The sequence below is a fragment of the Streptomyces sp. NPDC046379 genome, from assembly GCF_055587785.1.
Genome location: NZ_JBVJFP010000003.1, coordinates 84963 through 109689, shown reverse-complemented (window position 1 = coordinate 109689; position 24727 = coordinate 84963). Strand labels below are relative to the sequence as shown.

The following is a 24727-nucleotide window of genomic DNA, read 5'->3' as shown; positions in this document are numbered from 1 at the left end:
TCACCCCAGGGCGGACTTCACCACGTCGGCCAGCCGCCCCGCCACCGACCGGGCCTGGTCGATGTCGGCGGCCTCGACCATCACCCGCACCAGCGGCTCGGTCCCGGACGGCCGCAGCAGCACCCGCCCGGTCGCGCCCAGCTCCCGCTCCGCGTCGGCGACGGCGGCGACGAGCTCGGCCGAGGTCTTCACCCGGGACTTGTCCACGTCGGGCACGTTGATCAGCACCTGCGGCAGCCGCTCCATCACACCGGCCAGCTCCCGCAGCCGGCGGCCGCTCTGCGCGACCCGCGCCGCGAGCAGCAGCCCGGTGAGCGTGCCGTCGCCGGTGGTGGCGTGGTCGAGGACGATGACATGCCCGGACTGCTCGCCGCCGAGGGCGAAGCCGTGCTCCTTCATCTCCTCCAGGACGTAACGGTCGCCGACCGCCGTCTGCACCAGCCGGATGCCCTCGCGCTCCATGGCGAGCTTGAACCCGAGGTTCGACATCACGGTGGCGACGACGGTGTCCGACCGCAGCGCCGAGCGTTCCCGCATGGCCAGCGCGAGCACGGCGAGGATCTGGTCGCCGTCGACCTCCTCGCCGGTGTGGTCCACGGCGAGGCACCGGTCGGCGTCGCCGTCGTGCGCGATGCCGAGGTCGGCGCCGTGCTCCAGGACGGCGGCCGTGAGGCGTCCCAGATGGGTGGAGCCGTATCCGTCGTTGATGTTGAGGCCGTCCGGCTCGGCGCCGATCGTGACCACGTCGGCGCCGGCCCGGGCGAACGCCTCGGGGGAGACCCGGGCGGCGGCGCCGTGCGCCTCGTCCAGGACGATCCGCAGGCCGTCCAGCCGGTTCGGCAGTACGTCGAGGAGGTGGGCGACGTACTCGTCGGCGCCGGCGGCGTACTCGCGGACCCGGCCGACGCCCGCGCCGGTGGGGCGGTCCCAGGGGGCGCCGGTGCGGTGCTCCTCGTAGAGGGCCTCGATGCGGTCCTCGATGTCGTCGGGCAGTTTGTGGCCGCCGCGGGCGAAGAACTTGATGCCGTTGTCGGGCATGGCGTTGTGGCTGGCGGAGAGCATCACGCCGAGGTCGGCGCCGAGCGCGCCGGTGAGGTACGCGACGGCGGGGGTGGGCAGGACGCCGACCCGGAGCACGTCCACGCCGGCGCTGGCGAGGCCCGCGACCACGGCGGCCTCCAGGAACTCCCCGGACGCCCGCGGGTCACGCCCGACCACGGCCTGGGGCCGGTGGCCTGCGAAGGTGCCCGCCTCGGCCAGCACGTGCGCCGCCGCGACGGACAGGCCGAGCGCCATCTCGGCCGTCAGGTCCGCGTTGGCGACACCGCGCACGCCGTCGGTGCCGAAGAGTCGTCCCACTTGTCCTCCTGAGAAAAGCTGCGGTTCCGGAAACCGTTCGGCCGGTCCGGTACGGCCCGCCCGGCCATCCGATCACACAAGCCTTCAGGCATCTTGTGCCGTTATACGCCTGTGCCGGTGAGAAAACGAACGCCCCGGCGGCACTGAGGCGTGCCGCCGGGGCGTTCGGAGTAGCGCTTGGCCTTGGCCCGTAGGCGACCGGGATTAGCGCTTGCTGTACTGCGGAGCCTTGCGGGCCTTCTTCAGACCGGCCTTCTTGCGCTCGACCGCACGGTCGTCGCGACGGAGGAAGCCGGCCTTCTTGAGCGGGCCGCGGTTGTTGTCGACGTCGGCCTCGTTCAGCGCACGGGCGACACCGAGACGCAGGGCGCCGGCCTGACCGGAGACGCCGCCGCCCGCGATGCGGGCGATGACGTCGTAGCGGCCCTCGAGCTCGAGCACCTTGAAGGGCTCGTTGACTTCCTGCTGGTGCACCTTGTTCGGGAAGTAGTCCTCGAGGGTGCGACCGTTGATCTTCCACTTGCCGGTGCCCGGGACGATCCGGACGCGGGCGATGGCGTTCTTGCGACGACCCAGGCCGGCGGCCGGCTGCGGGTCGCCGAAGCGGGAGGCCAGGGACTCCGAGGTGTACTCGCCCTCGACGGGAACCTCGGACTCGGTGGTGTAGCTGTCGATGTCAAGCTCTTCGAGCGGCTGCTCGGCAGTGGTCTCGGCCACGATTCTCCTCAGATTCTCTACGGTCTTAGGGGGTGGCCGGACTTACTGCGCGACCTGGGTGATCTCGAACGGCACCGGCTGCTGGGCAGCGTGCGGGTGCTGGTCGCCCGAGTAGACCTTCAGCTTCGAGAGCATCTGACGGCCCAGGGTGTTCTTGGGGAGCATGCCCTTGACGGCCTTCTCGACGGCCTTCTCGGGGTTCTTGGCCAGCAGCTCGTCGTAGCGGACGGAGCGCAGACCACCCGGGTAGCCGGAGTGGCGGTAGGCCATCTTCTGGGTCCGCTTGTTGCCGGACAGGTGCACCTTGTCCGCGTTGATGATGATGACGAAGTCACCAGCGTCTACGTGCGGCGCGTAGATCGGCTTGTGCTTGCCCCGCAGAAGGGTGGCGGCGGTGGTGGCGAGACGGCCCAGGACGACGTCCTGAGCGTCAATGACGTGCCACTGGCGCGTCACATCGCCGGGCTTGGGGCTGTACGTACGCACGGTTCGTAGCCTTCGCTTCGAGTGAATGGTCCTAGACAAGGTCACCGAAACGATCACGACAGCCTAGACCGCACTGCGGTGACGCAAACCGCGTGCTGGTCGCTGGTCATCGGCCCGGTGGACCGGTGTAAGGGCCCGTCCCGTGAGAATGAGCAAGCCAATACACAACGAACATGCAGAGTACCTGCACGGCCCTCCGGGGGTCAAAACGGGACGCCCCAGCAGGCCACCCCGATTTTACGCCCTCAGAACCGCCCTCGGACCCACACCGCCGCCACACCCCCGCCCGGAAGATCAACCGCCGAACGGGGGAACATCGCGGACGCGTCCGGCGAAGCGGGACCGCCCCGGGGACCCGGGACCCGGGTGCGAGGGGCCGCGGCCCACGGCGGGTCCCCACTCTCCCGGAGCGGGGTCCGGGGGCCGCCCGGCCTCGATCCCACCCGCCGGACGAGCACGGGGCGCACCCGTCCACACCCCCACAGCACCGTGCCGCCACCCCTCCCCGGCCGTCCGGACCCCCCTCCCCCAACCCCCGTCTAAGATGCGCCCCATGAGCTTCGGGCAGCAGGGGGGACCCCCGTCTCAGTGGGATCCCTGGAAACCGCATTCGCAGCAGCCGTGGAACGACGGCGGCGCCGGGCAGACCCCGGACTGGGCCGCGCTCGCCGAGGCGTCCGAGGCACGCAACAAGCGGCGCAGGCTGCTGTTCATCGGGGGCGGCGCCCTCGCCACCGTGGCGATAGGCGCCGCCGTCGCGGTGGCCGTCGTCTCGGCGAACGGCGACAGCGAGGCCTCCGGCGACCCGTCGGGCCGGCTCCCCGCGACCGCGGACATCCCGTCCGAGTCCACCACCGCGATCCCGTCGTTCGAGCCCACCAGCGCCCCGCCCCCGCTGGACCCGAAGGACTTCGTCTCCAGCGAGAAGAAGGACACCGCCCCGCTCGGCGCGGACACCCTCTTCCCCGGCACCCAGCTCACCATGGGCGAGACGGTGTACAAGAAGGGCCCGACCGCCGACACCAAGAGCTGCGCGACCGCCGTCCAGGGCACGCTCCCGAAGGTCCTGAACGACAACGGCTGCACCCGCCTGCTGCGCGTCACCTATACAGAGGACGGCATCGCGGTGACCGTCGGCGTGGCGGTGTTCGACACCGAGGCGCAGGCCGCGAAGGCCAAGGACGACGCGGACGACAAGAGCATCGTCAAGTCGCTCACCGGCGGCGGCGTGGGCGCCTTCTGCAACGGCGCCGTCTGCCGCTCCACGACCAACGCCTACGGCCGGTACGCCTACTTCACCATCGCGGGCTTCACCGACGGCAAGGACGTCACCCAGCAGGACACGGCCGTCTTCGCCGCCGGCGACAACCTGGCCGAGTTCACGTTCCGCCAGATCCGCCGCCGCGGCGAGGCCCAGGCGTCGGCCGCGGCGAGCGAGTGACGGCGGACATACGCGGACGCCGCGCCCTGCTCGCAGCCGCCGCCGGGTCGGCGGTCCTGGCCCCCCTGGGCCTGTGGGCCTGGCCGGAAGAGGACGACAGAAACCGGCCCGCCGACAGGACCGTCCCCACCGACCTGCGCAGCCGCGACCCCCGGGCCACCCCCGCCGCCCGCCGGGTCTACGCCCTCCTCGCCGGCCTGGAGAACGACGCCCGCCGGGGCCGCCCCAGCCGCACCCTCATCGGCCAGCACGTCGAACTCCACAACGAGCGCTACAACCCGAAGTACGGCGACCACCGCGGCACCAAGCAGCCCGGCTACTACTACCGCAAGGCCCGGGACATCACCGGCCGCCTGCCCGCCTTCGTCGAGCTGGACCTGGGTCCCGGCTACGGCCACCCCGGCTGGGCGGTCGGCGAGTCCCGCCCGTACTCGCGCGCGTGGACCGGATGCGCCCGCCAGTGGGGCTACGTCGACGACGCCGTGGACCTGGCGGTCGGCGTGTGGGCGGGACTGCCCCGGCCGGCCGGCGACGGCTCCCACCGCCCCTCGGGCGCCCACACCGAGTGCGCGTCCGGCGCCGAGGTGTCCCTGCCGCACAACGGCGGCGGCCCGGCCGGCGTGGTCGGCCTCTCCTTCCACCAGCCCTACCCCGGCAGCCCCGTCAAGGGCTTCGCGCAGACCATGCACCGCAACTCCCCCGCCGCCCGGGACCCCGGCTGGTTCACCCGGGTCGTCACCGAGGGCACGGCGGAGCACGGGGCACTGCTGTACGACCTCGGATTCCTCGCCGACCACCTGGGTTACCTCGCCGATCAGGGCGTACCGGTACTGCTGCGGCCGTACCACGAGATGAACACCGCACCGGGCAAGGGCTTCTGGTGGGCGGGCCAGGACCCGGCCGCGTTCCACCGGCTGTGGCGGCTGTCGTACGACTACCTGGTGAACCGCCGCGGCCTGCACAACCTGCTCTTCGTCTGGGCGCCCAACTCCTGGGACGGCCGCTACGGCAGGACGCCCCACCCCTACTACCCCGGCGGCCGGTACGTCGACGTCGTCGGCGTCGACGACTACAGCGACCGCCCGCAGCGGCCGTTCGGCGGCGGCGCGTGGACCGAGGTCTGGTACCGGGGCCTCGAACGGTACGACCGACCGCGCGCGGTGACCGAGTCCTTCGACGTTCCGCTCAACGCGGCCCAGCCGGACACCCTGTCGAGGACGCCGTGGGTGCTGTGGACGGTGTGGGGTCAGTCGCTGACGTTCGACAACCTCTCCGAGCCGACGGGGCGGAACACCGGCGACGACGTCAAACGTACATACGGTTCACCACGGGTCATCACGGGCGGAAACGAACGGAACGCCGGATTCGACTTCAGGTCACTACACAAGAGCCAACTTGGTTAACGTTTGAACACATCATCCACACAGGCATTCACGCATTCGATGTGTCATGCAAGAATCGTGCCTCTGTTCGGCATGGTGTTTGGGCGCCTGGGGGGGCATCTGAGCGGCGCGTGCCGATACGCCAAGGGTGGCGTTCGGGGGGCAGAAACCCGGAGCAAGTCTGTCGCGGCGCGCTGCGCCGTGCCATGACCGAGATCTGTTGCCTCAACGCACTATCGATCTCACGGGAGTTCCGCAGTCGTCATGGCATCGACAATGCTCGATGGGGGGCTGCCGCATTCGCGGCACAACCAGAAGCTCGCCAAGCGCACGGCTTCGTGGAAGCCGGGCATCATGCCCTTCCTGATTCCGCTGGTGTTCCTCACCTTCTTCAGCCTCTGGTCGTACACGCCGAGCGACTCGCCGCTCGCCTGGCTGATCACCATCTGCTGGGCGCTGCCGGTGCCCGGCGTGCTGGTGTCGCTCCAGGGTTTCCTGCTGATCCGCCGACGGGCCCGCAAGGCCCACCTGATGGCCCCGCCCGCGCTGGTCGAGCAGGACTTCCTGATCGTCCTCGTGCCCACGATCGGCCGCCACGACACCTACCCGGCCCTGGAGAGGTCCGTCCTCTCCTACGTCGAGCACCTCCCTGAGTGGTTCCCGTACATGCGGGTCGACGTGCTCACCGAGGAGGGCTGCGAGGCCGCCGAGCGGATCGACGCGCTGGCCGCGACGAACCCGCTGATCCGCGTGGTGACCGTGCCCAAGGCGTACGAGACGAGGAACGGGACCCGGTTCAAGGCGCGCGCCAACAACTACGCCCACGAACTGCGCATCGAGGAGGGCGAGGCCCTCGACCACGTGTGGGTGCTGCACATGGACGACGACACCGGCGTCGGCCCCGACACCGCCTCGTCCCTGGCCCAGTTCATCAACCGCCAGCGCCGTGCGACCCCCGACGAGGTCAAGCACATGGCGCAGGGCATCCTGACCTATCCGCGCGAGAACGCGGTGAACATGTTCACCTGGTTCGCCGACGCCATCCGGCCCGCGGACGACATCGCGCGGTTCCGCGCGTTCACCGGGCTGGGCACCCCCGCGGCCGGCGTGCACGGCGAACTGCTGGTGCTGCGCGCCTCCATCGAGGCGGAGATCGGCTGGGACTTCGGCCCGAAGGAGATCGTCGAGGACGCCCGGCTCGCACTGACCTTCTGCCGCCTGTACCCGGGCCGCAGCGACTGGTTCAACGGCCGCTGCTACGGCGCCTCGCCCGCCAACATGAAGGACTTCGTCAAGCAGCGCGAGCGCTGGGCCTGGGGCCTGGTCGCGCTGTGCTTCAACCGCAAGGTGCCGCTGCGCTACCGCTGGTTCATGACCATGTGCGTCACCAGCTGGATCCTGGGCCCGCTGCAGCACGTCGGCACCATCCTCCTGGCGGGCTGGCTCATCAACGACATGAACACCTCCCCGGTGACCCAGTCGGTGGTGGTGCTGTGGTCGATCAGCTTCGCCTATGTGATCTGGGCGTACTGGGAGGGCCTGCGGCTCAACGCGATCGCGTCGGTCAACGGCAGGCGCAAGTGGTGGGAGCCGTTCGCGGTGCTCCTGCTGCTGCCCCTGTTCTCCCTTCTCGAAGGGCTCGGCGGCTTCAAGGGGCTGATGAAGTTCATCCGCCGCGAGGAGAACAAGTTCGTCGTCATCGCCAAGCCCGCCTGACCCGGAAGACACCGACATCTCATGAAGCGCGCCCGCTTGCCGCTGCTCTCCGTGCTGCCCATCACCGTCATCTCCTTCGTGGTCGCGGTGCCGTTCGTCCTCGGCGACCATCCGCTGCGGTGGCAGTCCGGATCGCTGGTGCCCAACCTCGTGCTCGAGGACGAGGCGCCCTCGTCGTCCGACGGCTCCCCGAGGGGCGACGACTCCGGTGTTCCCGCCTCCCCGGACACGGCCGGCACCGCCAAGGTGGCGAAGGAGTGGAAGGAGGGCATGCCGCAGTGGGGCGTCCAGCTCTACTGGGAGGACAATCCGGACCATCCCCTGGAGTACGTCGAGAAGCAGGCCAAACTGCACTCCGACTACCTGGTCGGCCTGCACGCGAACTCCGTCAGCGTGAGTTTCCCCTTCTTCACGGGCCACCTCGAGTCCACGAAGATCAGCCGGGGGGACAAGACCCCCACGCCCGAGCGGCTCGCCCGCGTGCTGCAGATCTTCCACAAGGCCGGACTGCGCACGACCGTACGACCGCTGATGGACGAGGCGACCCTCGACACGGACAACGGCGGCTGGCGCGGAAACATCGAGCCCGGTGACCGCGACGCCTGGTTCGCTTCGTACACCGAGTTCGTGACGCCTTATCTGAAGGCGGCTGCCGAGGAGAAGTCCGCGACCTTCGTCATCGGCACCGAGCTGAACTCGCTGGAGGGCGACCCCCGCTGGGACGCGCTCGTGGACGACGCCGAGACGCTCTTCGCCGGCGAGGTCGCCTACGACGCCAACTGGGACGCATACGTCCGTGGCCCGGTCACCATGCCCGTGAACCACCTCGGCGTCGACGCCTACTTCCCCGTCAAGGTCCCCGACGACGCGTCGGTGGACACGCTCGTCGACGGCTGGAACGAGTGGCTGAACAAGAAGGCCACCGGCCCTCTGCCGAAGATCACCATCACCGAGGCCGGCATCGGCGCCATGAACGGCGCCTACCACGCCCCCGGCGACTTCACCACCAAGCGCGCTGTCAACCCCCAGGTGCAGGCCAACTGGTACAAGGCCGTCTGCCGGGTCGTCCAGGAACGCCGGATGAGCGGCGTGTACTGGTGGTCGATCTACTTCGACGACGACCCGAACGACGCCCCCGACGACAAGGTTGCCTCCCGGCTGGACTTCGCCGGACGCCCTCTCACCGAGAAGGCCGTCAAGTCGTGCTTCACGTCCGACTACGCGGGCCCCGGTACCGACACCGCAAGCTGACCGAGCGAGGCAATCATGCAAGAAGCCATCATTCTGGTGGGCGGCAAGGGAACCCGCTTGCGCCCCCTCACGAACCACACCCCCAAGCCCCTCCTCAGTGTCGCGGGCGAGTCCTTCATCCGGCACCAGATCGCCAAGCTGATGGACGCGGGCGTCGAGCACGTGGTGTTCGCCACCTCGTACCTCGCCAGCCTCTTCGAGGAGGAGTTCAAGGGCTTCGGCCAGGGTCTGCAGATCTCCTACGCCGTCGAGGACGTGCCGCTCGGTACGGGCGGCGCCATCCGCAACGCCGGCCGTCTGCTGCACGGCCCGGCCGACGCCCCGGTGCTCGTCCTGAACGGTGACATCCTGTCGGGCGTCGACCTGCGAGCCATCCTCCGCCGGCACCGGGAGCGCGACGCGGACGTGACGCTGCACCTGACCCGCGTCGCCGACCCCCGCGCCTTCGGCCTCGTGCCCACCGACGGGGACGGACGGGTGCTGTCCTTCCTGGAGAAGCCCAAGACCGCCGAAGAGTGCGTCACCGACCAGATCAACGCCGGCTGCTACGTCTTCCGCCGTTCCGTTCTGGACGCCATCCCGGCCGACCGTGAGGTCTCCGTCGAGCAGGAAACGTTTCCGCAACTCGTGGCCCGAGGCCGGCGTGTGTTCGGCCACACCACGGACGACTACTGGCGCGACCTCGGCACCCCCCTGGCGTTCGTGCACGGCTCCGCCGACCTGGTCACCGGCCGGGCGACCTCTCCCCTCGTGGGACGGCCGGCCGAGGCCCTGATCCACCCGACGGCCAGCGTCCATCCGACCGCCCGCGTCATGGGCGGCTCCACGATCGGCCCGCACGCCGTCATCGGCGCGCACGTCACCGTCGACCGCTCGATCATCGGCGGCAACGTCACCGTGGCCGAGGGCGCCCGCATCCACGAGTCCGTGGTGGACCACGACTCCTCGATCGGCAGCGCCACCCACCTCCGTGAAGCCGTGGTCGGCTGTCACACGCACGTCGGCGCGGAGAACGAGCTGCCCGCCCAGCTGCGGCTGTCGTGCGGCATCCGCATTCCCGCCCAGGGGGTGCGCGTCAGCGGGACCGCTGTCGCCTGCCCGACGGTCCACTGAAGTACTGGAGAACCGTGACCCGCCATCGCGCATCGGCCGAGGAGACAGCGCGTCTCCGCAAATACCGGCCGGACATTCAGGGCCTGCGTGCCGTCGCCATCATGATGGTGGTCGCCATGCACTGCGGCATTCTCGACATCCACGGCGGCGTGGACATCAGCTTCGTGCTGAGCGGCTTCCTCATCGGTGGCCAGCTCTTCGCCGAGATCGACAAGACCGGCCGGGTGTCCCTGACCAAGTTCTGGGCCCGCCGCTTCCGGCGTATCGCCCCGCCCATGGCCATCACCATCATCGTGACGGCCATCCTGTCCTGGATCTACGTCAGCCCGTTCCGCTTCCGCGAGTACATGTCGGACGGCCTCAGCGCGTCCGTGAGCCTCATCAACTGGCGCCTCGTCGAGACCGGCACCGACTACTTCGCCAACGACGGCAGCCAGTCCCCGTACCAGCACTTCTGGTCGCTGGGCATCGAGGAGCAGTTCTACGTCGTGGCCCCGCTGGTGCTCGTGGCCCTGGTCTGGCTCAGCCGGCTCGTCTTCCGCAACCGGTTCCTGGTGGGTCTCTTCCTCATGGCCGTGGTGGCCGGGTCCTTCTACCTGGGCCACACCTACACGTCCACGAACCAGCCGCTCGCCTACTTCAGCACCCACACCCGCATCTGGGAGATCACGTTCGGCGTCCTGCTCGCTCTGTTCGCGCCGTACCTCTCCCGCATGAGTACCGGGCTCGCGACGGTCATCACCTGGCTGGGACTCGGCTTCGCGCTGGTCACGGCGATGCTCATCACCGATGAGACGCCGCTGCCGGGCTATGCGGTGGCCGGCCCGCTGCTGGGCGCCGCGCTGGTCATCGCGGGTGGCTGCGCCGCTCCCCGCTTCGGCGCGGAGAAGATCCTCGACAACCCCGTCTTCAACTTCATCGGAAATGTCAGCTACGGCTGGTACCTCTGGCACTGGCCGATCCTCATTCTCTGGCCGAGCATCGTCGAGCGGGAATTCGCCTACTCCGACCGTCTGCGCGTGGCAGTGCTCTCCCTCCTCGCTGCGATCGCCATGCACTACATGGTCGAACGGCGTTTCCGGGAGAACGTGCGCCTCATCCTCAGCCCTTGGCGGGGTGTGGTCACCGGTGGCGCGCTGACGGCCTCCACCGTCGCCGCCATGGTGGTAGCCCTCCACGTCGTCCCGCTCAACCTGTCGCTCGCCACCACCGGCACAAGCGCCGCGGCACTCGGCTTCGAGGGCACCGAGTCGGTGAAGACGGCCGTGAGCAAGCGGATCAACCCCGAGATCAGCGAGAAGTCACTGCTCGCCGCGCCCAAGGACCGGGGCGACTTCGGCTGCATCGACGACCTGCTCATCACCAGCTTCGAGCTGCGCGACGAGTGCGTCATCGGCGACACCCGAGCCGACAGGACCCTGGTCCTGCTGGGTGACTCGCACGCCTACCAGTGGGGCAACGCGTTCCACGAGCTGGGGCGGGAACTGAACGTCAAGGTCGTCACGGTCATCAAGAGCGGCTGCTCGCCCGAGGCCTATGAGATCACCCGTGAGGACCTGGGCCGCGAGTACACCGAGTGCGACGCCTGGCGGAAAACCGCCCTCGACCACATCGCCAAGACGAAGCCCGACGTCGTCGTGGTCACGAACCGCGTCCAGAACACCACCACCCGGGAGGGCGCCACGACGACGTTCAAGGCACTCGAGGGCACGGGCGCCGACCTGGTCTATCTGACGGACACGCCCTTCCCGGGCTTCAGCGTCCCGGACTGCCTGGCGAAGGGTGCGGACCACTTGCCCTCGTGCAGCCCGAAGGCCGAGAACGTCATCGACCGCGCGGAGTTCCGCACCATGGAACGGGAGGTGGCGGAGGAGCACGGGGCCCGCGTCGTCGACACGGTCCCCGCGTTCTGCGCCGACGGCTACTGCCCCGCGGTGATCGGCGGACACGTCGTCTACTGGGATTACAGCCACATGTCGGGCAGCTACTCGAAGTCCCTGGCGCCCTACCTCCAGCCGACCTTCGAAGAGGTCCTGGCCGGCTGACCGGCAAAGAGCACAGGGGGACCCGCGGTGGCCACCGCGGGTCCCCTCCGCGTTCCCCCGTCAGCAGCATCCCCCGCGCGGCCCCAGCGTCCGCCGGTTCCGCGCCTCCCGGTTCCGCGCCGCCAGCAGCTCGTCCGCCGGATAGCCGACCTCCTCCAGCGTCAGCCCGTGCGGCCGCACGACATGCACCGCCGAGTCCCGGACGCCGGCGGCGAGCACCTTCCCCGGCCACTCGGGCCCCCGGTGACCGTCCCCCACGAACAGCAGCGCGCCGATCAGCGAGCGCACCATGTTGTGGCAGAAGGCGTCCGCCCGGACCGTCGCGGTGATGATGCCGTCGTCGCCGCGCACCAGGCTCAGCTCCTGGAGCGTGCGGATCGTCGTCGCGCCCTCCCGCCGCTTGCAGTACGCGGCGAAGTCGTGCTCCCCCAGCAGCGCCCGGGCCGCCTCGTTCATGGCGTCGACGTCGAGCGGCCAGTCGTGCCACAGGACGTGGTGGCGCAGCAGCGGATCGACGCCGCCGGGGTTGTCCGTCACGCGGTAGGCGTAGCGTCGCCAGACCGCCGAGAACCGCGCGTTGAAGCCGTCCGGCGCCTCCCGGAGCGCCCACACCCGCACATCCCTCGGCAACCGTCCCGCGAGCCGCTTCAGCAGCTTGCCGCGGTGCTCGGCCCACACCTCGCGCGGCAGGTCGACGTGCGCCACCTGCCCTCGCGCGTGCACCCCGGCGTCGGTCCGCCCGGCCACGGTCAGCTCGTACGTCTCCTTCGACCGGGTCACCGTACGCAGCGCGTCCTCGATCTCGCCCTGCACGGTCCGCCGGCCGCCGGCCTGCTTGGCCCAGCCGTGGAACCCGGTGCCGTCATAGGAAAGGTCGAGCCGGACGCGGACGTAACCGGATGCTGCTTCATCACTCACGTACAGATCCTCTCAGGAACACGAAAGCGGGCCCGCTCCCGGGAGGGAACGGACCCGCAACGCCCCTCACAGGGGGCGCGGAGAGCTGCGCGACAGGCCACGACGGAGCCGCAGCCGCTACCGGGCAGTCCCCGGCAGACGCTTACGCGTCCTTCGACTCCTCGTTCTTGGACTCCTCGGCGGCGTCCTCGGCCTTGGTGGTGTCGACCTTGGTCTCGGCGGCCTCGTCGGACGTGGCCTCGGCGGCCTCGTCCTTCTTGAGGGCGTCTTCCTTGACCGCGCGCTTGGTGGCGGCCTCGGCCTCGCCGGTCGCCTGCTGCGCCACCGTCAGCGCCTCGACCAGCTCGATGACGGCCATGGGCGCGTTGTCGCCACGGCGGTTGCCGATCTTGGTGATACGGGTGTAGCCACCCGGACGGTTCTCGTAGCGCGGGCCGATCTCGGTGAAGAGCGTGTGCACGATGCTCTTGTCCGTGATGACCTGGAGCACCTGGCGGCGGTTGTGAAGGTCGCCCTTCTTCGCCTTGGTGATCAGACGCTCGGCGTAGGGCCGCAGGCGGCGGGCCTTCGCCTCGGTGGTCGTGATCTTGCCGTGCTCGAAGAGCGACTTCGCGAGGTTCGCGAGGAGCAGCTTCTCGTGCGCGGCGCTGCCGCCCAGACGGGCACCCTTGGTGGGCTTCGGCATGATGTTTCTCCTAGGTGTCTGCCCCGGCCGTATCAGGTACCGGAGTCAGTATCCGAGCAGGCGGTCGCCTGTCGGAGATCCGGGGCGCCTTTCGGGCGCCCCGGAGGGCCCGCGCCCCCTGAGGGGCGCGGGGCGGTGCCGGTGCGCGACTCCGTCGCGTCGCGCGACGGGCCACGACCGGCCCGCGGTCACAGTACGGCCTCCTCGCGGAGCGCTCAGTACTGCTCGGTCTCCACGAACCCGGCGTCCGCGTCGTCGTCCGCGCCGAAGGCGTCGGCGGCGGCGGTCGGGTCGAACCCGGGAGGCGAGTCCTTCAGCGCGAGGCCCATACCCGCGAGCTTCGCCTTGACCTCGTCGATCGACTTGGCGCCGAAGTTGCGGATGTCGAGCAGGTCCGCCTCGGAGCGCGCGACGAGCTCGCCCACGGAGTGGATGCCCTCACGCTTGAGGCAGTTGTACGACCGAACGGTGAGCTCCAGCTCCTCGATCGGCAGCGCCAGATCGGCGGCGAGGGCGGCGTCCGTCGGGGACGGGCCCATGTCGATGCCCTCGGCGTCGATGTTCAGCTCGCGGGCGAGACCGAACAGCTCGACCAGGGTCTTGCCGGCCGACGCCATGGCGTCGCGCGGGCGCATCGCCTGCTTGGTCTCGACGTCGACGATCAGCTTGTCGAAGTCGGTGCGCTGCTCGACACGCGTGGCCTCGACCTTGTACGTGACCTTGAGGACCGGCGAGTAGATCGAGTCGACCGGGATACGGCCGATCTCCTGGCCGACCTGCTTGTTCTGCACGGCGGAGACGTAGCCGCGGCCGCGCTCGACCGTCAGCTCCATCTCCAGCTTGCCCTTGCCGTTGAGCGTGGCGAGGACGAGGTCGGGGTTGTGCACCTCGACACCGGCCGGGGGCGCGATGTCGGCGGCGGTGACCAGACCCGGGCCCTGCTTGCGCAGGTACATCACGACCGGCTCGTCGTGCTCGCTGCTCACGACGAGCTGCTTGATGTTGAGGATCAGGTCGGTGACGTCCTCCTTGACGCCCGGCACGGTGGTGAACTCGTGCAGGACGCCGTCGATCCGGATCGACGTGACGGCCGCGCCGGGGATCGAGGACAGGAGCGTACGGCGGAGGGAGTTGCCGAGGGTGTAGCCGAAGCCCGGCTCCAGCGGCTCGATCACGAACCGGGAGCGGAATTCGTCGACGACCTCTTCGGTCAACGAGGGACGCTGAGCGATCAGCATGTGTGGATCAGATCCTTCAGTCGGGGGCGCCCGCTATATGACGCCCGACCATGTACTGCAAGGGTACGGGCGGCACGACCCGAAGGAGCCGTACCGCCCGGAAGTCCCGGATTCAAGCGGGGTCAGACGCGACGGCGCTTGGGGGGACGGCAGCCGTTGTGCGGGGTCGGGGTGACGTCCTGGATGGAGCCGACCTCGAGACCGGTCGCCTGGAGCGAGCGGATGGCGGTCTCACGACCGGAACCCGGGCCCTTGACGAACACGTCGACCTTGCGCATGCCGTGCTCCTGCGCGCGACGGGCGGCCGACTCGGCGGCCATCTGCGCGGCGAACGGCGTGGACTTGCGGGAGCCCTTGAAACCGACGTGGCCGGCGGAGGCCCAGGAGATCACGTTGCCGGACGGGTCCGTGATCGAAACGATGGTGTTGTTGAACGTGCTCTTGATGTGCGCGTGGCCGTGAGCGACGTTCTTCTTTTCCTTGCGGCGCACCTTCTTGGCAGCGCCCTGACGTCCCTTGGGGGGCATGTCGTTCTCCTACGGGAGGTGGTCGGTCCTACAGCGAAGACCGCTGGACGGCGAGTCCGCTGCGGACTACTTCTTGCCCGGCTTCTTCTTGCCGGCGATGGCGCGACGCGGGCCCTTGCGGGTGCGAGCGTTGGTGCTGGTGCGCTGACCGCGGACGGGCAGACCGCGGCGGTGCCGCAGACCCTGGTAGGTGCCGATCTCCACCTTGCGGCGGATGTCGGCCTGGATCTCGCGACGGAGGTCACCCTCGGTCTTGATGTTGTTGTCGACGTATTCGCGGATCGCGACCAGCTGCTCCTCGGTGAGGTCCCGAACACGGGTGTTCGGGTCCACGCCGGTGGCGGCCAGCGTCTGCTGGGAGAGGGTCCGGCCGATGCCGAACACGTAGGTGAGGGCGATCTCCACGCGCTTTTCGCGCGGGATGTCAACACCGGAAACGCGTGCCATTCAATGGCTCCAGTTGATCTTCGGAGGTCTTCCACAGGACCGGATCCCAGCCGCCGTACCAGGTACGAACTGGGTCCCCGGCCTCCGAACCGGGGGTGTCGGACGCGCGCGCGTCCGGGCCCTGCGTATGAACATATTCAGCTCGCGTCGCGCGAATCTCTGCGGAGGGCAGAGGGAATGATCCTGCGGTCAGCCCTGGCGCTGCTTGTGGCGCGGGTTCTCGCAGATGACCATGACCCGACCGTGACGGCGGATCACCCTGCACTTGTCGCAGATCTTCTTGACGCTCGGCTTGACCTTCATGGGGTGAGGTTCTCCGGGTCAGTTGCCGGCGACCCCGGTCGCCCGGGGTGTGGGCAAGATCTACTTGTACCGGTAGACGATCCGGCCACGCGTCAGGTCGTACGGAGACAGCTCCACCACGACCCGGTCGTCAGGGAGGATGCGGATGTAGTGCATGCGCATCTTGCCGCTGATGTGTGCCAGGACCTGGTGGCCGTTCTGGAGCTCGACCTTGAACATGGCGTTCGGAAGAGACTCGACGACAGTGCCCTCGATCTCGATGGCACCTTGCTTCTTGGCCACGCTTCGCCCTTCGAATCGACTACCTTGATCGACCTTCGTACGACCGCATGCGGACATGCGGGTGCACGAGAGCCGACGAGTCAGTCTACGTCAGCGCTCCCGGAAACACGAATCGCGACAGTCTGCCCCACTCGGAAGATCCCTAAGCCCGAACGCCACGCACCCGAACGCCGTGCCCGGGGCGGCGCGCCGTGACGGCGGCTCTCAGCCCAGCGGGTCCGGCGCCGCGGAGATCCCGTACTCCGCCAGCTTCGCCCGGCCGCCGTCCGGCGCGGTCAGCACCAGCGGGCCCGCCTCGGTCAGCGCGACCGAGTGCTCCCAGTGCGACGACCAGGTGCCGTCCGTGGTGATGACCGTCCAGTCGTCCTCGAGCACGCGCGTGCGCGGGGTGCCCAGCGACACCATCGGCTCGATGGCGAGGCAGAAGCCGGGCACCAGCTTGGGTCCCTTGCCGCGCCGCCGGTCGACGTAGTTCAGCAGATGCGGGTCCATGTGCATCTCGGTGCCGATGCCGTGGCCGCCGTAGTCCTCGATGATCCCGTACCGCCCGCCGCCGGGCCTGGGCTGGCGCCGGATGTACGTCTCGATGGCCCTGGACACGTCCACCAGCCGGTTGCCCTGCTTCATGGCCGCGATGCCCGCCCACATCGACTCCTCGGTCACCCGGGACAGCTCGATCAGCTCCGGGGCGTGACCGGACCCCACGAACGCCGTGTAGGCGGCGTCGCCGTGCCAGCCGTCGACGACCGCGCCGCAGTCGATGGAGATGATGTCCCCGTCCTTGAGGACGACGTCCTCGGACGGGATGCCGTGCACCACGACCTCGTTCACGGACGTGCAGATCGTCGCCGGGAACCCTCCGTAGCCGAGGAAGTTGGACTTGGCTCCGTGCTCGGCGAGCACCTTGCGCGCGACCTCGTCCAGGTCCTTGGTGCTGGCGCCGGGCACGGCGGCCTCACGGGTCGCGGCGTGGATCGCGGCGACCACCAGCCCCGCCGCACGCATCCTGGCGATCTGCTCGGGGCTCTTGATCTGCACCATGGGGACTACGGCCTTTCTCGGACCTCGACGGGACCGGGGACGGAAGGGGGAGGAACGGCGCCGGACGGCTCCGGCGGCGGACGGCTGCGACGACCCAGGCTGCCGGGGGCGGCCCGGGCGGACTCTTTCCACCATAAGGGCGCACGGCGGCCGTCCACACAGCAGCCGCGGCCCCCCACCAGGGGAGCCGCGGCTGTTCGCTGTGCACGAACGGCTACCGGCCGTCCTCGTCGCGCTTGAGGGCCTCCAGGGCGCGGCCCGTGACCTCGTCCACCGGACCCAGCGCCGAGATGGTCACGACCAGTCCCTGCGCCTTGTAGTAGTCGATGATCGGCTCGGTCTGCGTGTGGTAGACCTCGAGCCGCTTGCGGACGGTGTCCTCGGAGTCGTCGTCCCGCTGGTACAGCTCGCCGCCGCAGACGTCGCAGACGCCCTCCTGCTTCGGCGCGCTGTACGAGACGTGGAAGACGTGCGCGGAGTCGTTGCGGCAGATGCGCCGGCCGGCGATCCGCTTGACGACCTCGTCCTCGGGGGCTTCCAGGTCCAGCACGGCGTCCAGCCGGATGTCCTCGGTCCGCAGCAGCTCGTCCAGCGCCTCGGCCTGCGAGACGTTGCGCGGGAAGCCGTCGAGCAGGAAGCCCTTCTCGGCGTCCGGCTGCTCCATGCGGTCCTTGGCCATCGCGATCGTGACCTCGTCCGGCACCAGGTTGCCGGCGTCCATGTAGGACTTCGCGAGCTTGCCGAGTTCCGTCTGCCGACTGATGTTGGCCCGGAACAGGTCGCCCGTGGAGATGTGCGGGATCGACAGCTTCTCGGCAAGGCGGGTGGCTTGCGTACCCTTGCCCGCGCCCGGCGGCCCGACGAGGACGATTCGCATCAGCGGAGGAACCCTTCGTAATTGCGCTGCTGGAGCTGGCTCTCGATCTGCTTCACCGTCTCGAGACCGACACCCACGATGATCAGGATGCTGGTACCGCCGAACGGGAAGTTCTGGTTTGCCCCGAAACCAACCAACGCCATCGTCGGCACGAGAGCGATCAGACCCAGGTACAGCGAACCCGGCCAGGTGATCCGGTTGAGTACGTAGCTGAGGTACTCAGCGGTCGGACGGCCAGCCCGGATGCCCGGGATGAAGCCACCATACTTCTTCATGTTGTCCGCGACTTCCTCGGGGTTGAAGGAGATCGCCACGTAGAAGAACGCGAAGAAAACAATGAGCAAGAAGTACAGAGCGATATAGATCGGGTCATCTCCCTGCACGAGATTCGCCTCGATCCAGGTCTTCCAGCTCGACGTGCCGCTGGAGAACTGCGCGATCAGCGCGGGGATGTAGAGCAGTGACGAGGCGAAGATGACGGGAATCACACCCGCCTGGTTCACCTTGAGAGGGATGTAGGTGGACGTACCACCGTAGGAACGGCGGCCGATCATACGCTTGGCGTACTGGACCGGGATCCGGCGCTGAGCCTGCTCGACGAAGACCACCAGACCGACCATGAACAGACCGACCAGGATGACGGTCCCGAACTCGATCCAGCCGTCGGCCAGGGTGCCCTGCTCCTTGATGGCCCACAGCGCGGCCGGGAAGGTCGCGGCGATCGAGATGAACATCAGGATCGACATGCCGTTGCCGATGCCGCGGTCGGTGATCAGCTCGCCGAGCCACATCACGACGGCGGTGCCGGCGGTCATCACGATGACCATGGTGACGGTCACGAAGATCGACTGGTCGGGAACGATGTCGCTCGCGACGGGGCAGCCCTGGAAGAGGGCGCCGCTGCGGGCGGTGGCGACGAGGCCGGTGCCCTGCAGGATGGCCAGCGCCACGGTCAGGTAGCGGGTGTACTGCGTGATCTTCGCCGTGCCGGACTGGCCCTCCTTCTTCAGGGCCTCCAGGCGCGGGATCACCACCGTCAGAAGCTGCAGGATGATGCTCGCGGTGATGTACGGCATGATGCCGAGCGCGAAGATCGTGATCTGCAGCAGTGCACCGCCGCTGAACATGTTCACCAGACCGAACAGGCCCTGGTTGCCCTTGGCCACGTCGATACAGGTCTGGACGTTCTGGTAGTCGACGCCCGGAATCGGCACGTGTGTACCGACCCGGTACACCACGATGATGCCGAGCGTGAAGAGCAGCTTCTTGCGCAGGTCGGGCGTCTTGAACGCCCGGGCGAACGCGGTGAGCACGGTGCCTCCTGCGACCCCCGCGCATCTGCGTCAAGGGTGACGGTATTGAGGTTCCAACAGAACAACGACTTTTTAACGGACAACTGCCGCCCAGAGTGCCCCAGCAGGCGCACCAGTGGAAGTCGGCAGTGCAGGCCACCTTACCCGCGGGACCGCCACCCTAGGAACGACCAACCGGGGATACCCCTTTTGTGGGGTATCCCCGGTCGGGATCGCTCAAGTCAACAAGACGTCCGAGGTGTTCAGACGAGCTCGGTGACGGTGCCGCCGGCGGCGGTGATCTTCTCCTTGGCGGAGCCGGAGACGGCGTCGACCGTCACCTGCAGCGCCACGGAGATCTCGCCCTGGCCGAGGACCTTGACGAGGCTGTTCTTGCGCACCGCGCCCTTGGCCACGAGGCCCTCGACGGTGACCTCGCCACCCTCGGGGTACAGCGCGGCCAGCTTGTCGAGGTTCACGACCTGGTACTCGGTCTTGAACGGGTTCTTGAAGCCCTTCAGCTTCGGGAGGCGCATGTGGAGCGGCATCTGGCCACCCTCGAAGCGCTCCGGAACCTGGTAACGGGCCTTGGTGCCCTTGGTACCACGACCGGCCGTCTTACCCTTCGACGCCTCACCACGACCCACACGGGTCTTGGCGGTCTTGGCGCCCGGGGCCGGACGGAGGTTGTGGATCTTGAGCGGGTTGTTCTCCGCCATGATCAGTCGACCTCCTCGACCGTCACGAGGTGGCGGACGGTGTGCACCATGCCGCGGAACTCGGGGCGGTCCTCCTTGACGACCTGCGTGTTGATGCCCTTGAGACCAAGGGACCGCAGGGTGTCACGGTGGTTCTGCTTGCTGCCGATGTAGGACTTGACCTGCGTGATCCTGAGCTGCGCCATGATTACGCACCCGCCCCGGCACGCGCACGAAGGAGAGCCGCGGGAGCGACGTCCTCGAGGGGCAGACCACGGCGGGCCGCGATCTCCTCGGGACGCTGCAGGCCCTTGAGGGCCGCCACGGTCGCGTGCACGATGTTGATGGCGTTGTCGGAGCCGAGCGACTTCGACAGCACGTCGTGAATACCGGCGCACTCGAGCACGGCACGCACCGGGCCACCGGCGATAACGCCGGTACCGGGCGACGCGGGCTTGAGCAGCACGACGCCGGCAGCCTTCTCACCCTGGATCGGGTGCGGGATGGTGCCCTGGATGCGGGGGACCTTGAAGAAGTGCTTCTTGGCCTCCTCAACGCCCTTGGCGATGGCGGCCGGCACCTCCTTGGCCTTGCCGTATCCGACACCCACGGTGCCGTCACCGTCGCCCACCACGACCAGCGCGGTGAAGCTGAAGCGACGACCACCCTTCACAACCTTGGCGACGCGGTTGATCGCGACGACGCGCTCAACGTAAGCGGTCTTCTCGGCGGCAGCTGCGCCGCCGTCACGGCCCTTCCGGTCCCGCCGCTCGCCGCCACCGGCACCGCTTCCGCGGCGCTGGGGTCCAGCCATTGGAATTACCTCTCTCTGTTTCCGCTAGCTACGCGGTAACGACTGAGTCGTTCCGCGACGGGCGGCTCTAGAACTTCAGGCCGGCTTCGCGGGCGGCGTCCGCCAGGGCGGCGATGCGCCCGGCGTACTGGTTGCCACCACGGTCGAACACGACGGCCTCGACACCGGCGGCCTTGGCACGCTCGGCGACCAGGGCGCCCACCTGCTTGGCCTGCGCGGACTTGTCGCCCTCGCCACCGCGGATCGAGGCGTCCAGCGTGGACGCCGACGCCAGGGTGTGGCCCTTCAGATCGTCGATCACCTGCGCCACGATGTGGCGGTTGGAGCGGGTCACGACCAGACGGGGACGCTCCGCAGTACCCGAGACCTTCTTGCGGATCCGGATGTGACGGCGCTTGATCGCGGCGCGCTTGTAGGCGTCGCCCTTGAGGATCTTCTGCCCGTATGCCATGGCTTACTTACCCGCCTTTCCGACCTTGCGGCGGATGACTTCGCCCTCGTACTTGACGCCCTTGGCCTTGTACGGGTCGGGCTTGCGCAGCTTGCGGATGTTGGCCGCAACCTCGCCGACCTTCTGCTTGTCGATGCCCTCGACCGAGAAACGGGTCGGGTTCTCCACCTTGAAGGTGATCCCCTCGGGGGCCTCGACCGTGATCGGGTGGCTGTAGCCCAGGGAGAACTCCAGGTTGGAGCCCTTGGCCTGGACGCGGTAACCGACACCGCTGATCTCGAGCTTCTTCACGTAACCCTGGGTCACGCCGGTGATCATGTTCGCCACCAGCGTGCGGGACAGGCCGTGCAGGGCCTTGTTCTGACGCTCGTCGTTCGGGCGGGTGACGTTCAGAACGCCGTCCTCACCCTTGACGATCTCGATCGGCGCGGCGACGGTGTGGGTCAGTTCGCCCTTGGGGCCCTTGACCTTGACCGTGCGGCCATCGATGGTGACGTCCACGCCGGCGGGAACCGCGATGGGGAGCTTGCCGATGCGCGACATAGCTGTTGCCTCCGTTCCCTTCCGCTACCAGACGTAGGCGAGGACTTCCCCACCCACGCCCTTCTTGCCGGCCTGCTTGTCGGTGAGGAGCCCGTGCGACGTGGAGATGATCGCCACGCCCAGGCCGCCCAGCACCTTCGGCAGGTTGGTGGACTTCGCGTACACCCGGAGACCGGGCTTGGAGATCCGCTTGATGCCCGCAATGGAGCGCTCACGGTTCGGGCCGAACTTCAGCTCGAGGACGAGGTTCTTGCCGACCTCGGCGTCCTCGACCTTCCAGCCCGTGATGAAGCCCTCCTGCTGGAGGATCTCCGCGATGTGCGACTTGATCTTCGAGTGCGGCATCGACACGGTGTCGTGGTATGCCGAGTTCGCGTTCCGCAGACGCGTAAGCATGTCTGCGATCGGATCAGTCATGGTCATGAATTGGCCTTCGGCCTCTCTCGCCGGGGTTTCCTGGTGCGCCATCCCTCTCCCCGATCCGAGACGGGACGGGTGCGGCGCGGTGGACCTACGGCGTAGTAAGTCGTACGGGCGGCGGCAGACGCCCAACCCCACCAGCTTACGGCATGGGAGGTGGGCGCCTGGCCGCCCCAGATACTTACCGAGAGTCCTGCTAATCCCTGAAAGGGGGGATTACCAGGAGCTCTTGGTCACGCCCGGCAGCTCGCCACGGTGAGCCATCTCACGAAGGCACACGCGGCACAGGCCGAACTTGCGGTAGACGGAGTGCGGACGACCGCAGCGCTGGCAGCGGGTGTACGCGCGCACGCCGAACTTGGGCTTGCGAGCAGCCTTCGCGATGAGAGCCTTCTTCGCCATCTCGCTCACGCCTCCTTGAACGGGAAGCCGAGGTGACGGAGAAGGGCACGGCCCTCTTCGTCGTTGGTCGCCGTGGTGACCACGGTGATGTCCATACCCCGGACACGGTCGATCTTGTCCTGGTCGATCTCGTGGAACATGACCTGCTCCGTGAGACCGAAGGTGTAGTTGCCACGGCCGTCGAACTGCTTGGGGGACAGGCCGCGGAAGTCGCGGATGCGCGGCAGCGCGAGCGACAGGGTGCGGTCCAGGAACTCCCACATGCGGTCGCCACGGAGCGTGACGTGGGCGCCGATCGGCTGGCCCTCGCGCAGCTTGAACTGCGCGATGGACTTGCGGGCCTTGGTGACGGCCGGCTTCTGACCGGTGATGGTGGTCAGGTCGCGGATCGCGCCCTCGATCAGCTTCGAGTCACGGGCGGCGTCGCCGACACCCATGTTGACCACGATCTTGACGAGGCCGGGGACCTGCATGACGTTCTCGTACTGGAACTGCTCACGCAGCTTGCCCGCGATCTCCTCGCGGTACTTCGTCTTCAGACGCGGAGTGGTGGTGGTAGCCATCAGATGTCCTCACCCGTCCGCTTGGCAACGCGGATCTTGTTGCCCTCTTCGTCGAAGCGGTAACCGACGCGGGTCACGACCTTCTTGCCGTCCTTCTCCACGACGAGCTGAACGTTGCTCACGTGGATGGGGGCCTCGGTGGTCACGATCCCGCCGGCCTGCGAACCGCGAGCGGTGGGGCCGGCCTTGGTGTGCTTCTTGACCCGGTTGACACCCTCGACCAGGACGCGGTCCTCGCGGGGGAAGGCCGCGATGACCTTGCCCTGCTTGCCCTTGTCCTTACCGGTGATGACCTGGACCAGGTCGCCCTTCTTGATCTTCATGCTTACAGCACCTCCGGCGCGAGCGAGATGATCTTCATGAACTTCTTCTCGCGCAGCTCACGGCCCACCGGGCCGAAGATACGGGTGCCGCGAGGGTCGCCGTCGTTCTTCAGAATGACGGCGGCGTTCTCGTCGAAGCGGATGTACGAGCCGTCCGGACGGCGGCGCTCCTTGACGGTGCGAACGATGACCGCCTTGACGACGTCACCCTTCTTCACGTTGCCACCGGGGATCGCGTCCTTGACGGTGGCGACGATGACGTCACCGATGCCCGCGTAGCGGCGACCGGAGCCACCGAGCACACGGATGCAAAGGATCTCCTTCGCACCAGTGTTGTCGGCGACACGCAGTCGCGACTCCTGCTGGATCACGTCTATCTCCTGATCGTCTGCCGGTTCCCCGGGGGCCTCTCATCGAGCGGCCCCCGGAGCCTGGCGGAACTGTCCTGCGGGTTTTCCCCCGCAGGGATTACTTGGCCTTCTCGAGGATCTCGACGACGCGCCAGCGCTTCGTCGCGGACAGCGGCCGGGTCTCCATCAGGAGGACGCGGTCGCCGACACCCGCGGCGTTCTGCTCGTCGTGCGCCTTGAGCTTGTTCGTACGGCGGATGACCTTGCCGTACAGCGCGTGCTTGACGCGGTCCTCGACGGCGACGACGACGGTCTTGTCCATCTTGTCGCTGACGACCAGACCCTCGCGGGTCTTGCGGAATCCGCGTGCCTCAGTGTTCTCGGTCACGTTGCTCTCGCTCATGCGTTCTCCACCGTTTCGATGCCCAGCTCGCGCTCGCGCATCAGGGTGTAGATCCGCGCGATGTCCTTACGGACGGCCTTGAGCCGGCCGTGGTTCTCGAGCTGACCGGTCGCCGCCTGGAAGCGGAGGTTGAACAGCTCTTCCTTGGCCTCGCGGAGCTTCGCCAGAAGCTCCTCGTTGCCCAGCTCGCGCAGCTCGGACGCCTTGGTACCGGCCGACATCACGCTTCACCTGCCTCGCGCTTGACGATCCGGCACTTCATCGGCAGCTTGTGGGCCGCACGGGTCAGCGCCTCACGGGCGATCTTCTCGTTGGGGTACGACAGCTCGAACATGACCCGGCCCGGGTGCACGTTCGCGACCCACCACTCCGGAGAACCCTTACCGGAACCCATGCGGGTCTCGGCCGGCTTCTTCGTGAGCGGACGGTCCGGGTAGATGTTGATCCAGACCTTGCCACCACGCTTGATGTGGCGGGTCATGGCGATACGGGCCGCCTCGATCTGGCGGTTGGTCACGTACGCCGGCGTGAGGGCCTGGATGCCGTACTCGCCGAACGCGACCGTGGTACCGCCCTTGGCCTGACCACGGCGCTTCGGGTGGTGCTGCTTGCGGTGCTTGACCCTACGGGGGATCAGCAT

32 protein-coding genes are annotated in these 24727 nt (G+C 68.3%); 6 read left to right on the top strand and 26 right to left on the bottom strand.

The genetic code is table 11. From position 1 onward, the window contains the following. The 3 genes from glmM to rplM all read right to left on the bottom strand — a co-directional run bounded on the left by glmM (position 1) and on the right by rplM (position 2562). Positions 1–1359: a phosphoglucosamine mutase gene (glmM, locus tag ACZ6KF_RS07445; RefSeq protein WP_469237665.1), complete on the bottom strand. Its 1359-nt coding sequence runs from the start codon at positions 1357–1359 to the stop codon at positions 1–3. 204 nt (positions 1360–1563) lie between these two features. Beyond that, positions 1564–2076 (bottom strand): 30S ribosomal protein S9, encoded by a 513-nt coding sequence (gene rpsI / locus ACZ6KF_RS07440; protein ID WP_356627478.1) that lies wholly within the window; start codon positions 2074–2076, stop codon positions 1564–1566. 42 nt (positions 2077–2118) lie between these two features. Next, positions 2119–2562, bottom strand: a complete 444-nt coding sequence (gene rplM, locus ACZ6KF_RS07435) for a 50S ribosomal protein L13 (protein ID WP_276110719.1) — start codon at positions 2560–2562, stop codon at positions 2119–2121. A 553-nt stretch (positions 2563–3115) separates the two neighbouring features. Here rplM and ACZ6KF_RS07430 point away from each other — a divergent pair. The 6 genes from ACZ6KF_RS07430 to ACZ6KF_RS07405 all read left to right on the top strand — a co-directional run bounded on the left by ACZ6KF_RS07430 (position 3116) and on the right by ACZ6KF_RS07405 (position 11510). Further along, positions 3116–4003 (top strand): hypothetical protein, encoded by an 888-nt coding sequence (locus ACZ6KF_RS07430; RefSeq protein WP_356627479.1) that lies wholly within the window; start codon positions 3116–3118, stop codon positions 4001–4003. Continuing rightward, positions 4000–5406, top strand: coding sequence for a glycoside hydrolase family 26 protein (locus tag ACZ6KF_RS07425; protein ID WP_469237663.1), 1407 nt, complete (start codon positions 4000–4002; stop codon positions 5404–5406). Before ACZ6KF_RS07430 ends, ACZ6KF_RS07425 begins: the two co-directional genes overlap by 4 nt. A 243-nt stretch (positions 5407–5649) precedes the next feature. Beyond that, positions 5650–7101, top strand: coding sequence for a glycosyltransferase family 2 protein (locus ACZ6KF_RS07420; RefSeq protein WP_356627481.1), 1452 nt, complete (start codon positions 5650–5652; stop codon positions 7099–7101). Positions 7102–7122: 21 nt separating this feature from the next. Next, positions 7123–8352 carry a glycoside hydrolase family 113 gene (locus tag ACZ6KF_RS07415; protein ID WP_356627482.1) on the top strand — a complete coding sequence of 410 codons (1230 nt, stop codon included), beginning with the start codon at positions 7123–7125 and terminating at the stop codon, positions 8350–8352. A gap of 15 nt (positions 8353–8367) precedes the next feature. Continuing rightward, on the top strand, positions 8368–9465 hold the full coding sequence (manB, locus tag ACZ6KF_RS07410) for a mannose-1-phosphate guanylyltransferase (protein WP_469237659.1): 1098 nt from the start codon (positions 8368–8370) through the stop codon (positions 9463–9465). Between the two features lie 14 nt (positions 9466–9479). Further along, entirely contained in the window at positions 9480–11510 is a 2031-nt protein-coding gene (locus ACZ6KF_RS07405) for an acyltransferase family protein (protein WP_469237655.1), read from the top strand. Between the two features lie 60 nt (positions 11511–11570). Here ACZ6KF_RS07405 and truA read toward each other — a convergent pair whose 3' ends face one another. From truA to rplP, 23 genes are all read right to left on the bottom strand, one after another. Next, on the bottom strand, positions 11571–12428 hold the full coding sequence (gene truA / locus ACZ6KF_RS07400) for a tRNA pseudouridine(38-40) synthase TruA (RefSeq protein WP_469237653.1): 858 nt from the start codon (positions 12426–12428) through the stop codon (positions 11571–11573). A gap of 142 nt (positions 12429–12570) precedes the next feature. Further along, on the bottom strand, positions 12571–13113 hold the full coding sequence (gene rplQ / locus ACZ6KF_RS07395) for a 50S ribosomal protein L17 (protein ID WP_469237651.1): 543 nt from the start codon (positions 13111–13113) through the stop codon (positions 12571–12573). A 215-nt stretch (positions 13114–13328) separates the two neighbouring features. After that, positions 13329–14351 (bottom strand): DNA-directed RNA polymerase subunit alpha, encoded by a 1023-nt coding sequence (locus ACZ6KF_RS07390; RefSeq protein WP_003966937.1) that lies wholly within the window; start codon positions 14349–14351, stop codon positions 13329–13331. A gap of 122 nt (positions 14352–14473) precedes the next feature. Beyond that, the gene (gene rpsK, locus ACZ6KF_RS07385; protein WP_003956432.1) at positions 14474–14878 is read right to left on the bottom strand and encodes a 30S ribosomal protein S11; all 405 of its coding nucleotides are present in this window, start codon (positions 14876–14878) and stop codon (positions 14474–14476) included. Between the two features lie 66 nt (positions 14879–14944). Next, on the bottom strand, positions 14945–15325 hold the full coding sequence (rpsM, locus tag ACZ6KF_RS07380; protein WP_006130767.1) for a 30S ribosomal protein S13: 381 nt from the start codon (positions 15323–15325) through the stop codon (positions 14945–14947). 189 nt (positions 15326–15514) lie between these two features. Then, positions 15515–15628: a 50S ribosomal protein L36 gene (gene rpmJ / locus ACZ6KF_RS07375; protein WP_003998809.1), complete on the bottom strand. Its 114-nt coding sequence runs from the start codon at positions 15626–15628 to the stop codon at positions 15515–15517. 60 nt (positions 15629–15688) lie between these two features. Beyond that, on the bottom strand, positions 15689–15910 hold the full coding sequence (gene infA / locus ACZ6KF_RS07370) for a translation initiation factor IF-1 (RefSeq protein WP_003948620.1): 222 nt from the start codon (positions 15908–15910) through the stop codon (positions 15689–15691). Positions 15911–16114: 204 nt separating this feature from the next. Then, the gene (map, locus tag ACZ6KF_RS07365; protein WP_356627487.1) at positions 16115–16951 is read right to left on the bottom strand and encodes a type I methionyl aminopeptidase; all 837 of its coding nucleotides are present in this window, start codon (positions 16949–16951) and stop codon (positions 16115–16117) included. Positions 16952–17165: 214 nt separating this feature from the next. After that, positions 17166–17828, bottom strand: a complete 663-nt coding sequence (locus ACZ6KF_RS07360; RefSeq protein ID WP_356627488.1) for an adenylate kinase — start codon at positions 17826–17828, stop codon at positions 17166–17168. Continuing rightward, positions 17828–19141 carry a preprotein translocase subunit SecY gene (gene secY, locus ACZ6KF_RS07355; protein ID WP_356627489.1) on the bottom strand — a complete coding sequence of 438 codons (1314 nt, stop codon included), beginning with the start codon at positions 19139–19141 and terminating at the stop codon, positions 17828–17830. Before secY ends, ACZ6KF_RS07360 begins: the two co-directional genes overlap by 1 nt. 242 nt (positions 19142–19383) lie before the next feature. Beyond that, a complete protein-coding gene (gene rplO / locus ACZ6KF_RS07350) occupies positions 19384–19839 on the bottom strand; it encodes a 50S ribosomal protein L15 (protein ID WP_067018996.1) in 456 nt (151 codons plus the stop codon). Between the two features lie 2 nt (positions 19840–19841). Beyond that, positions 19842–20024 carry a 50S ribosomal protein L30 gene (rpmD, locus tag ACZ6KF_RS07345; protein WP_004927226.1) on the bottom strand — a complete coding sequence of 61 codons (183 nt, stop codon included), beginning with the start codon at positions 20022–20024 and terminating at the stop codon, positions 19842–19844. A 2-nt stretch (positions 20025–20026) separates the two neighbouring features. Continuing rightward, positions 20027–20632 carry a 30S ribosomal protein S5 gene (gene rpsE, locus ACZ6KF_RS07340; protein WP_324936594.1) on the bottom strand — a complete coding sequence of 202 codons (606 nt, stop codon included), beginning with the start codon at positions 20630–20632 and terminating at the stop codon, positions 20027–20029. Between the two features lie 67 nt (positions 20633–20699). Beyond that, positions 20700–21083, bottom strand: a complete 384-nt coding sequence (gene rplR, locus ACZ6KF_RS07335) for a 50S ribosomal protein L18 (protein ID WP_029380981.1) — start codon at positions 21081–21083, stop codon at positions 20700–20702. 3 nt (positions 21084–21086) lie between these two features. Further along, positions 21087–21626, bottom strand: a complete 540-nt coding sequence (gene rplF / locus ACZ6KF_RS07330) for a 50S ribosomal protein L6 (protein WP_356627491.1) — start codon at positions 21624–21626, stop codon at positions 21087–21089. Positions 21627–21650: 24 nt separating this feature from the next. Continuing rightward, positions 21651–22049, bottom strand: coding sequence for a 30S ribosomal protein S8 (gene rpsH, locus ACZ6KF_RS07325; RefSeq protein WP_006130772.1), 399 nt, complete (start codon positions 22047–22049; stop codon positions 21651–21653). 213 nt (positions 22050–22262) lie between these two features. Next, entirely contained in the window at positions 22263–22448 is a 186-nt protein-coding gene (locus tag ACZ6KF_RS07320) for a type Z 30S ribosomal protein S14 (protein ID WP_003956452.1), read from the bottom strand. Positions 22449–22453: 5 nt separating this feature from the next. Continuing rightward, a complete protein-coding gene (gene rplE / locus ACZ6KF_RS07315; RefSeq protein ID WP_356627492.1) occupies positions 22454–23011 on the bottom strand; it encodes a 50S ribosomal protein L5 in 558 nt (185 codons plus the stop codon). After that, positions 23011–23334, bottom strand: a complete 324-nt coding sequence (rplX, locus tag ACZ6KF_RS07310; RefSeq protein ID WP_009327082.1) for a 50S ribosomal protein L24 — start codon at positions 23332–23334, stop codon at positions 23011–23013. Before rplX ends, rplE begins: the two co-directional genes overlap by 1 nt. Before the next feature lie 2 nt (positions 23335–23336). Then, positions 23337–23705: a 50S ribosomal protein L14 gene (gene rplN / locus ACZ6KF_RS07305; RefSeq protein ID WP_003998823.1), complete on the bottom strand. Its 369-nt coding sequence runs from the start codon at positions 23703–23705 to the stop codon at positions 23337–23339. Positions 23706–23802: 97 nt separating this feature from the next. Beyond that, positions 23803–24087 carry a 30S ribosomal protein S17 gene (gene rpsQ, locus ACZ6KF_RS07300; RefSeq protein ID WP_014674375.1) on the bottom strand — a complete coding sequence of 95 codons (285 nt, stop codon included), beginning with the start codon at positions 24085–24087 and terminating at the stop codon, positions 23803–23805. Next, entirely contained in the window at positions 24084–24308 is a 225-nt protein-coding gene (gene rpmC / locus ACZ6KF_RS07295; protein ID WP_007494763.1) for a 50S ribosomal protein L29, read from the bottom strand. The genes rpsQ and rpmC overlap by 4 nt, the downstream gene beginning before the upstream one ends. Further along, entirely contained in the window at positions 24308–24727 is a 420-nt protein-coding gene (gene rplP, locus ACZ6KF_RS07290; RefSeq protein WP_190037507.1) for a 50S ribosomal protein L16, read from the bottom strand. The genes rpmC and rplP overlap by 1 nt, the downstream gene beginning before the upstream one ends.

Excerpts from the sequence above, each read along its gene's own strand:
- ACZ6KF_RS07390 (WP_003966937.1), bottom strand. The coding sequence starts at position 14,351 with ATGCTGATCGCTCAGCGTCCCTCGTTGACCGAAGAGGTCGTCGACGAA.
- ACZ6KF_RS07430 (WP_356627479.1), top strand. The coding sequence starts at position 3,116 with ATGAGCTTCGGGCAGCAGGGGGGACCCCCGTCTCAGTGGGATCCCTGG.
- ACZ6KF_RS07320 (WP_003956452.1), bottom strand. The coding sequence starts at position 22,448 with ATGGCGAAGAAGGCTCTCATCGCGAAGGCTGCTCGCAAGCCCAAGTTC.
- rplF (WP_356627491.1), bottom strand. The coding sequence starts at position 21,626 with ATGTCGCGCATCGGCAAGCTCCCCATCGCGGTTCCCGCCGGCGTGGAC.
- rplO (WP_067018996.1), bottom strand. The coding sequence starts at position 19,839 with ATGGCGGAGAACAACCCGCTCAAGATCCACAACCTCCGTCCGGCCCCG.
- rplX (WP_009327082.1), bottom strand. The coding sequence starts at position 23,334 with ATGAAGATCAAGAAGGGCGACCTGGTCCAGGTCATCACCGGTAAGGAC.
- rplR (WP_029380981.1), bottom strand. The coding sequence starts at position 21,083 with ATGGCATACGGGCAGAAGATCCTCAAGGGCGACGCCTACAAGCGCGCC.
- ACZ6KF_RS07415 (WP_356627482.1), top strand. The coding sequence starts at position 7,123 with ATGAAGCGCGCCCGCTTGCCGCTGCTCTCCGTGCTGCCCATCACCGTC.
- map (WP_356627487.1), bottom strand. The coding sequence starts at position 16,951 with ATGGTGCAGATCAAGAGCCCCGAGCAGATCGCCAGGATGCGTGCGGCG.
- rplQ (WP_469237651.1), bottom strand. The coding sequence starts at position 13,113 with ATGCCGAAGCCCACCAAGGGTGCCCGTCTGGGCGGCAGCGCCGCGCAC.
- manB (WP_469237659.1), top strand. The coding sequence starts at position 8,368 with ATGCAAGAAGCCATCATTCTGGTGGGCGGCAAGGGAACCCGCTTGCGC.
- rpmC (WP_007494763.1), bottom strand. The coding sequence starts at position 24,308 with ATGTCGGCCGGTACCAAGGCGTCCGAGCTGCGCGAGCTGGGCAACGAG.
- rpsE (WP_324936594.1), bottom strand. The coding sequence starts at position 20,632 with ATGGCTGGACCCCAGCGCCGCGGAAGCGGTGCCGGTGGCGGCGAGCGG.
- ACZ6KF_RS07420 (WP_356627481.1), top strand. The coding sequence starts at position 5,650 with ATGGCATCGACAATGCTCGATGGGGGGCTGCCGCATTCGCGGCACAAC.
- rpsH (WP_006130772.1), bottom strand. The coding sequence starts at position 22,049 with ATGACCATGACTGATCCGATCGCAGACATGCTTACGCGTCTGCGGAAC.
- rpsM (WP_006130767.1), bottom strand. The coding sequence starts at position 15,325 with ATGGCACGCGTTTCCGGTGTTGACATCCCGCGCGAAAAGCGCGTGGAG.
- ACZ6KF_RS07360 (WP_356627488.1), bottom strand. The coding sequence starts at position 17,828 with ATGCGAATCGTCCTCGTCGGGCCGCCGGGCGCGGGCAAGGGTACGCAA.
- rpsK (WP_003956432.1), bottom strand. The coding sequence starts at position 14,878 with ATGCCCCCCAAGGGACGTCAGGGCGCTGCCAAGAAGGTGCGCCGCAAG.
- rpsQ (WP_014674375.1), bottom strand. The coding sequence starts at position 24,087 with ATGAGCGAGAGCAACGTGACCGAGAACACTGAGGCACGCGGATTCCGC.
- rplE (WP_356627492.1), bottom strand. The coding sequence starts at position 23,011 with ATGGCTACCACCACCACTCCGCGTCTGAAGACGAAGTACCGCGAGGAG.
- rplP (WP_190037507.1), bottom strand. The coding sequence starts at position 24,727 with ATGCTGATCCCCCGTAGGGTCAAGCACCGCAAGCAGCACCACCCGAAG.
- rpmD (WP_004927226.1), bottom strand. The coding sequence starts at position 20,024 with ATGGCGCAGCTCAGGATCACGCAGGTCAAGTCCTACATCGGCAGCAAG.
- rpmJ (WP_003998809.1), bottom strand. The coding sequence starts at position 15,628 with ATGAAGGTCAAGCCGAGCGTCAAGAAGATCTGCGACAAGTGCAGGGTG.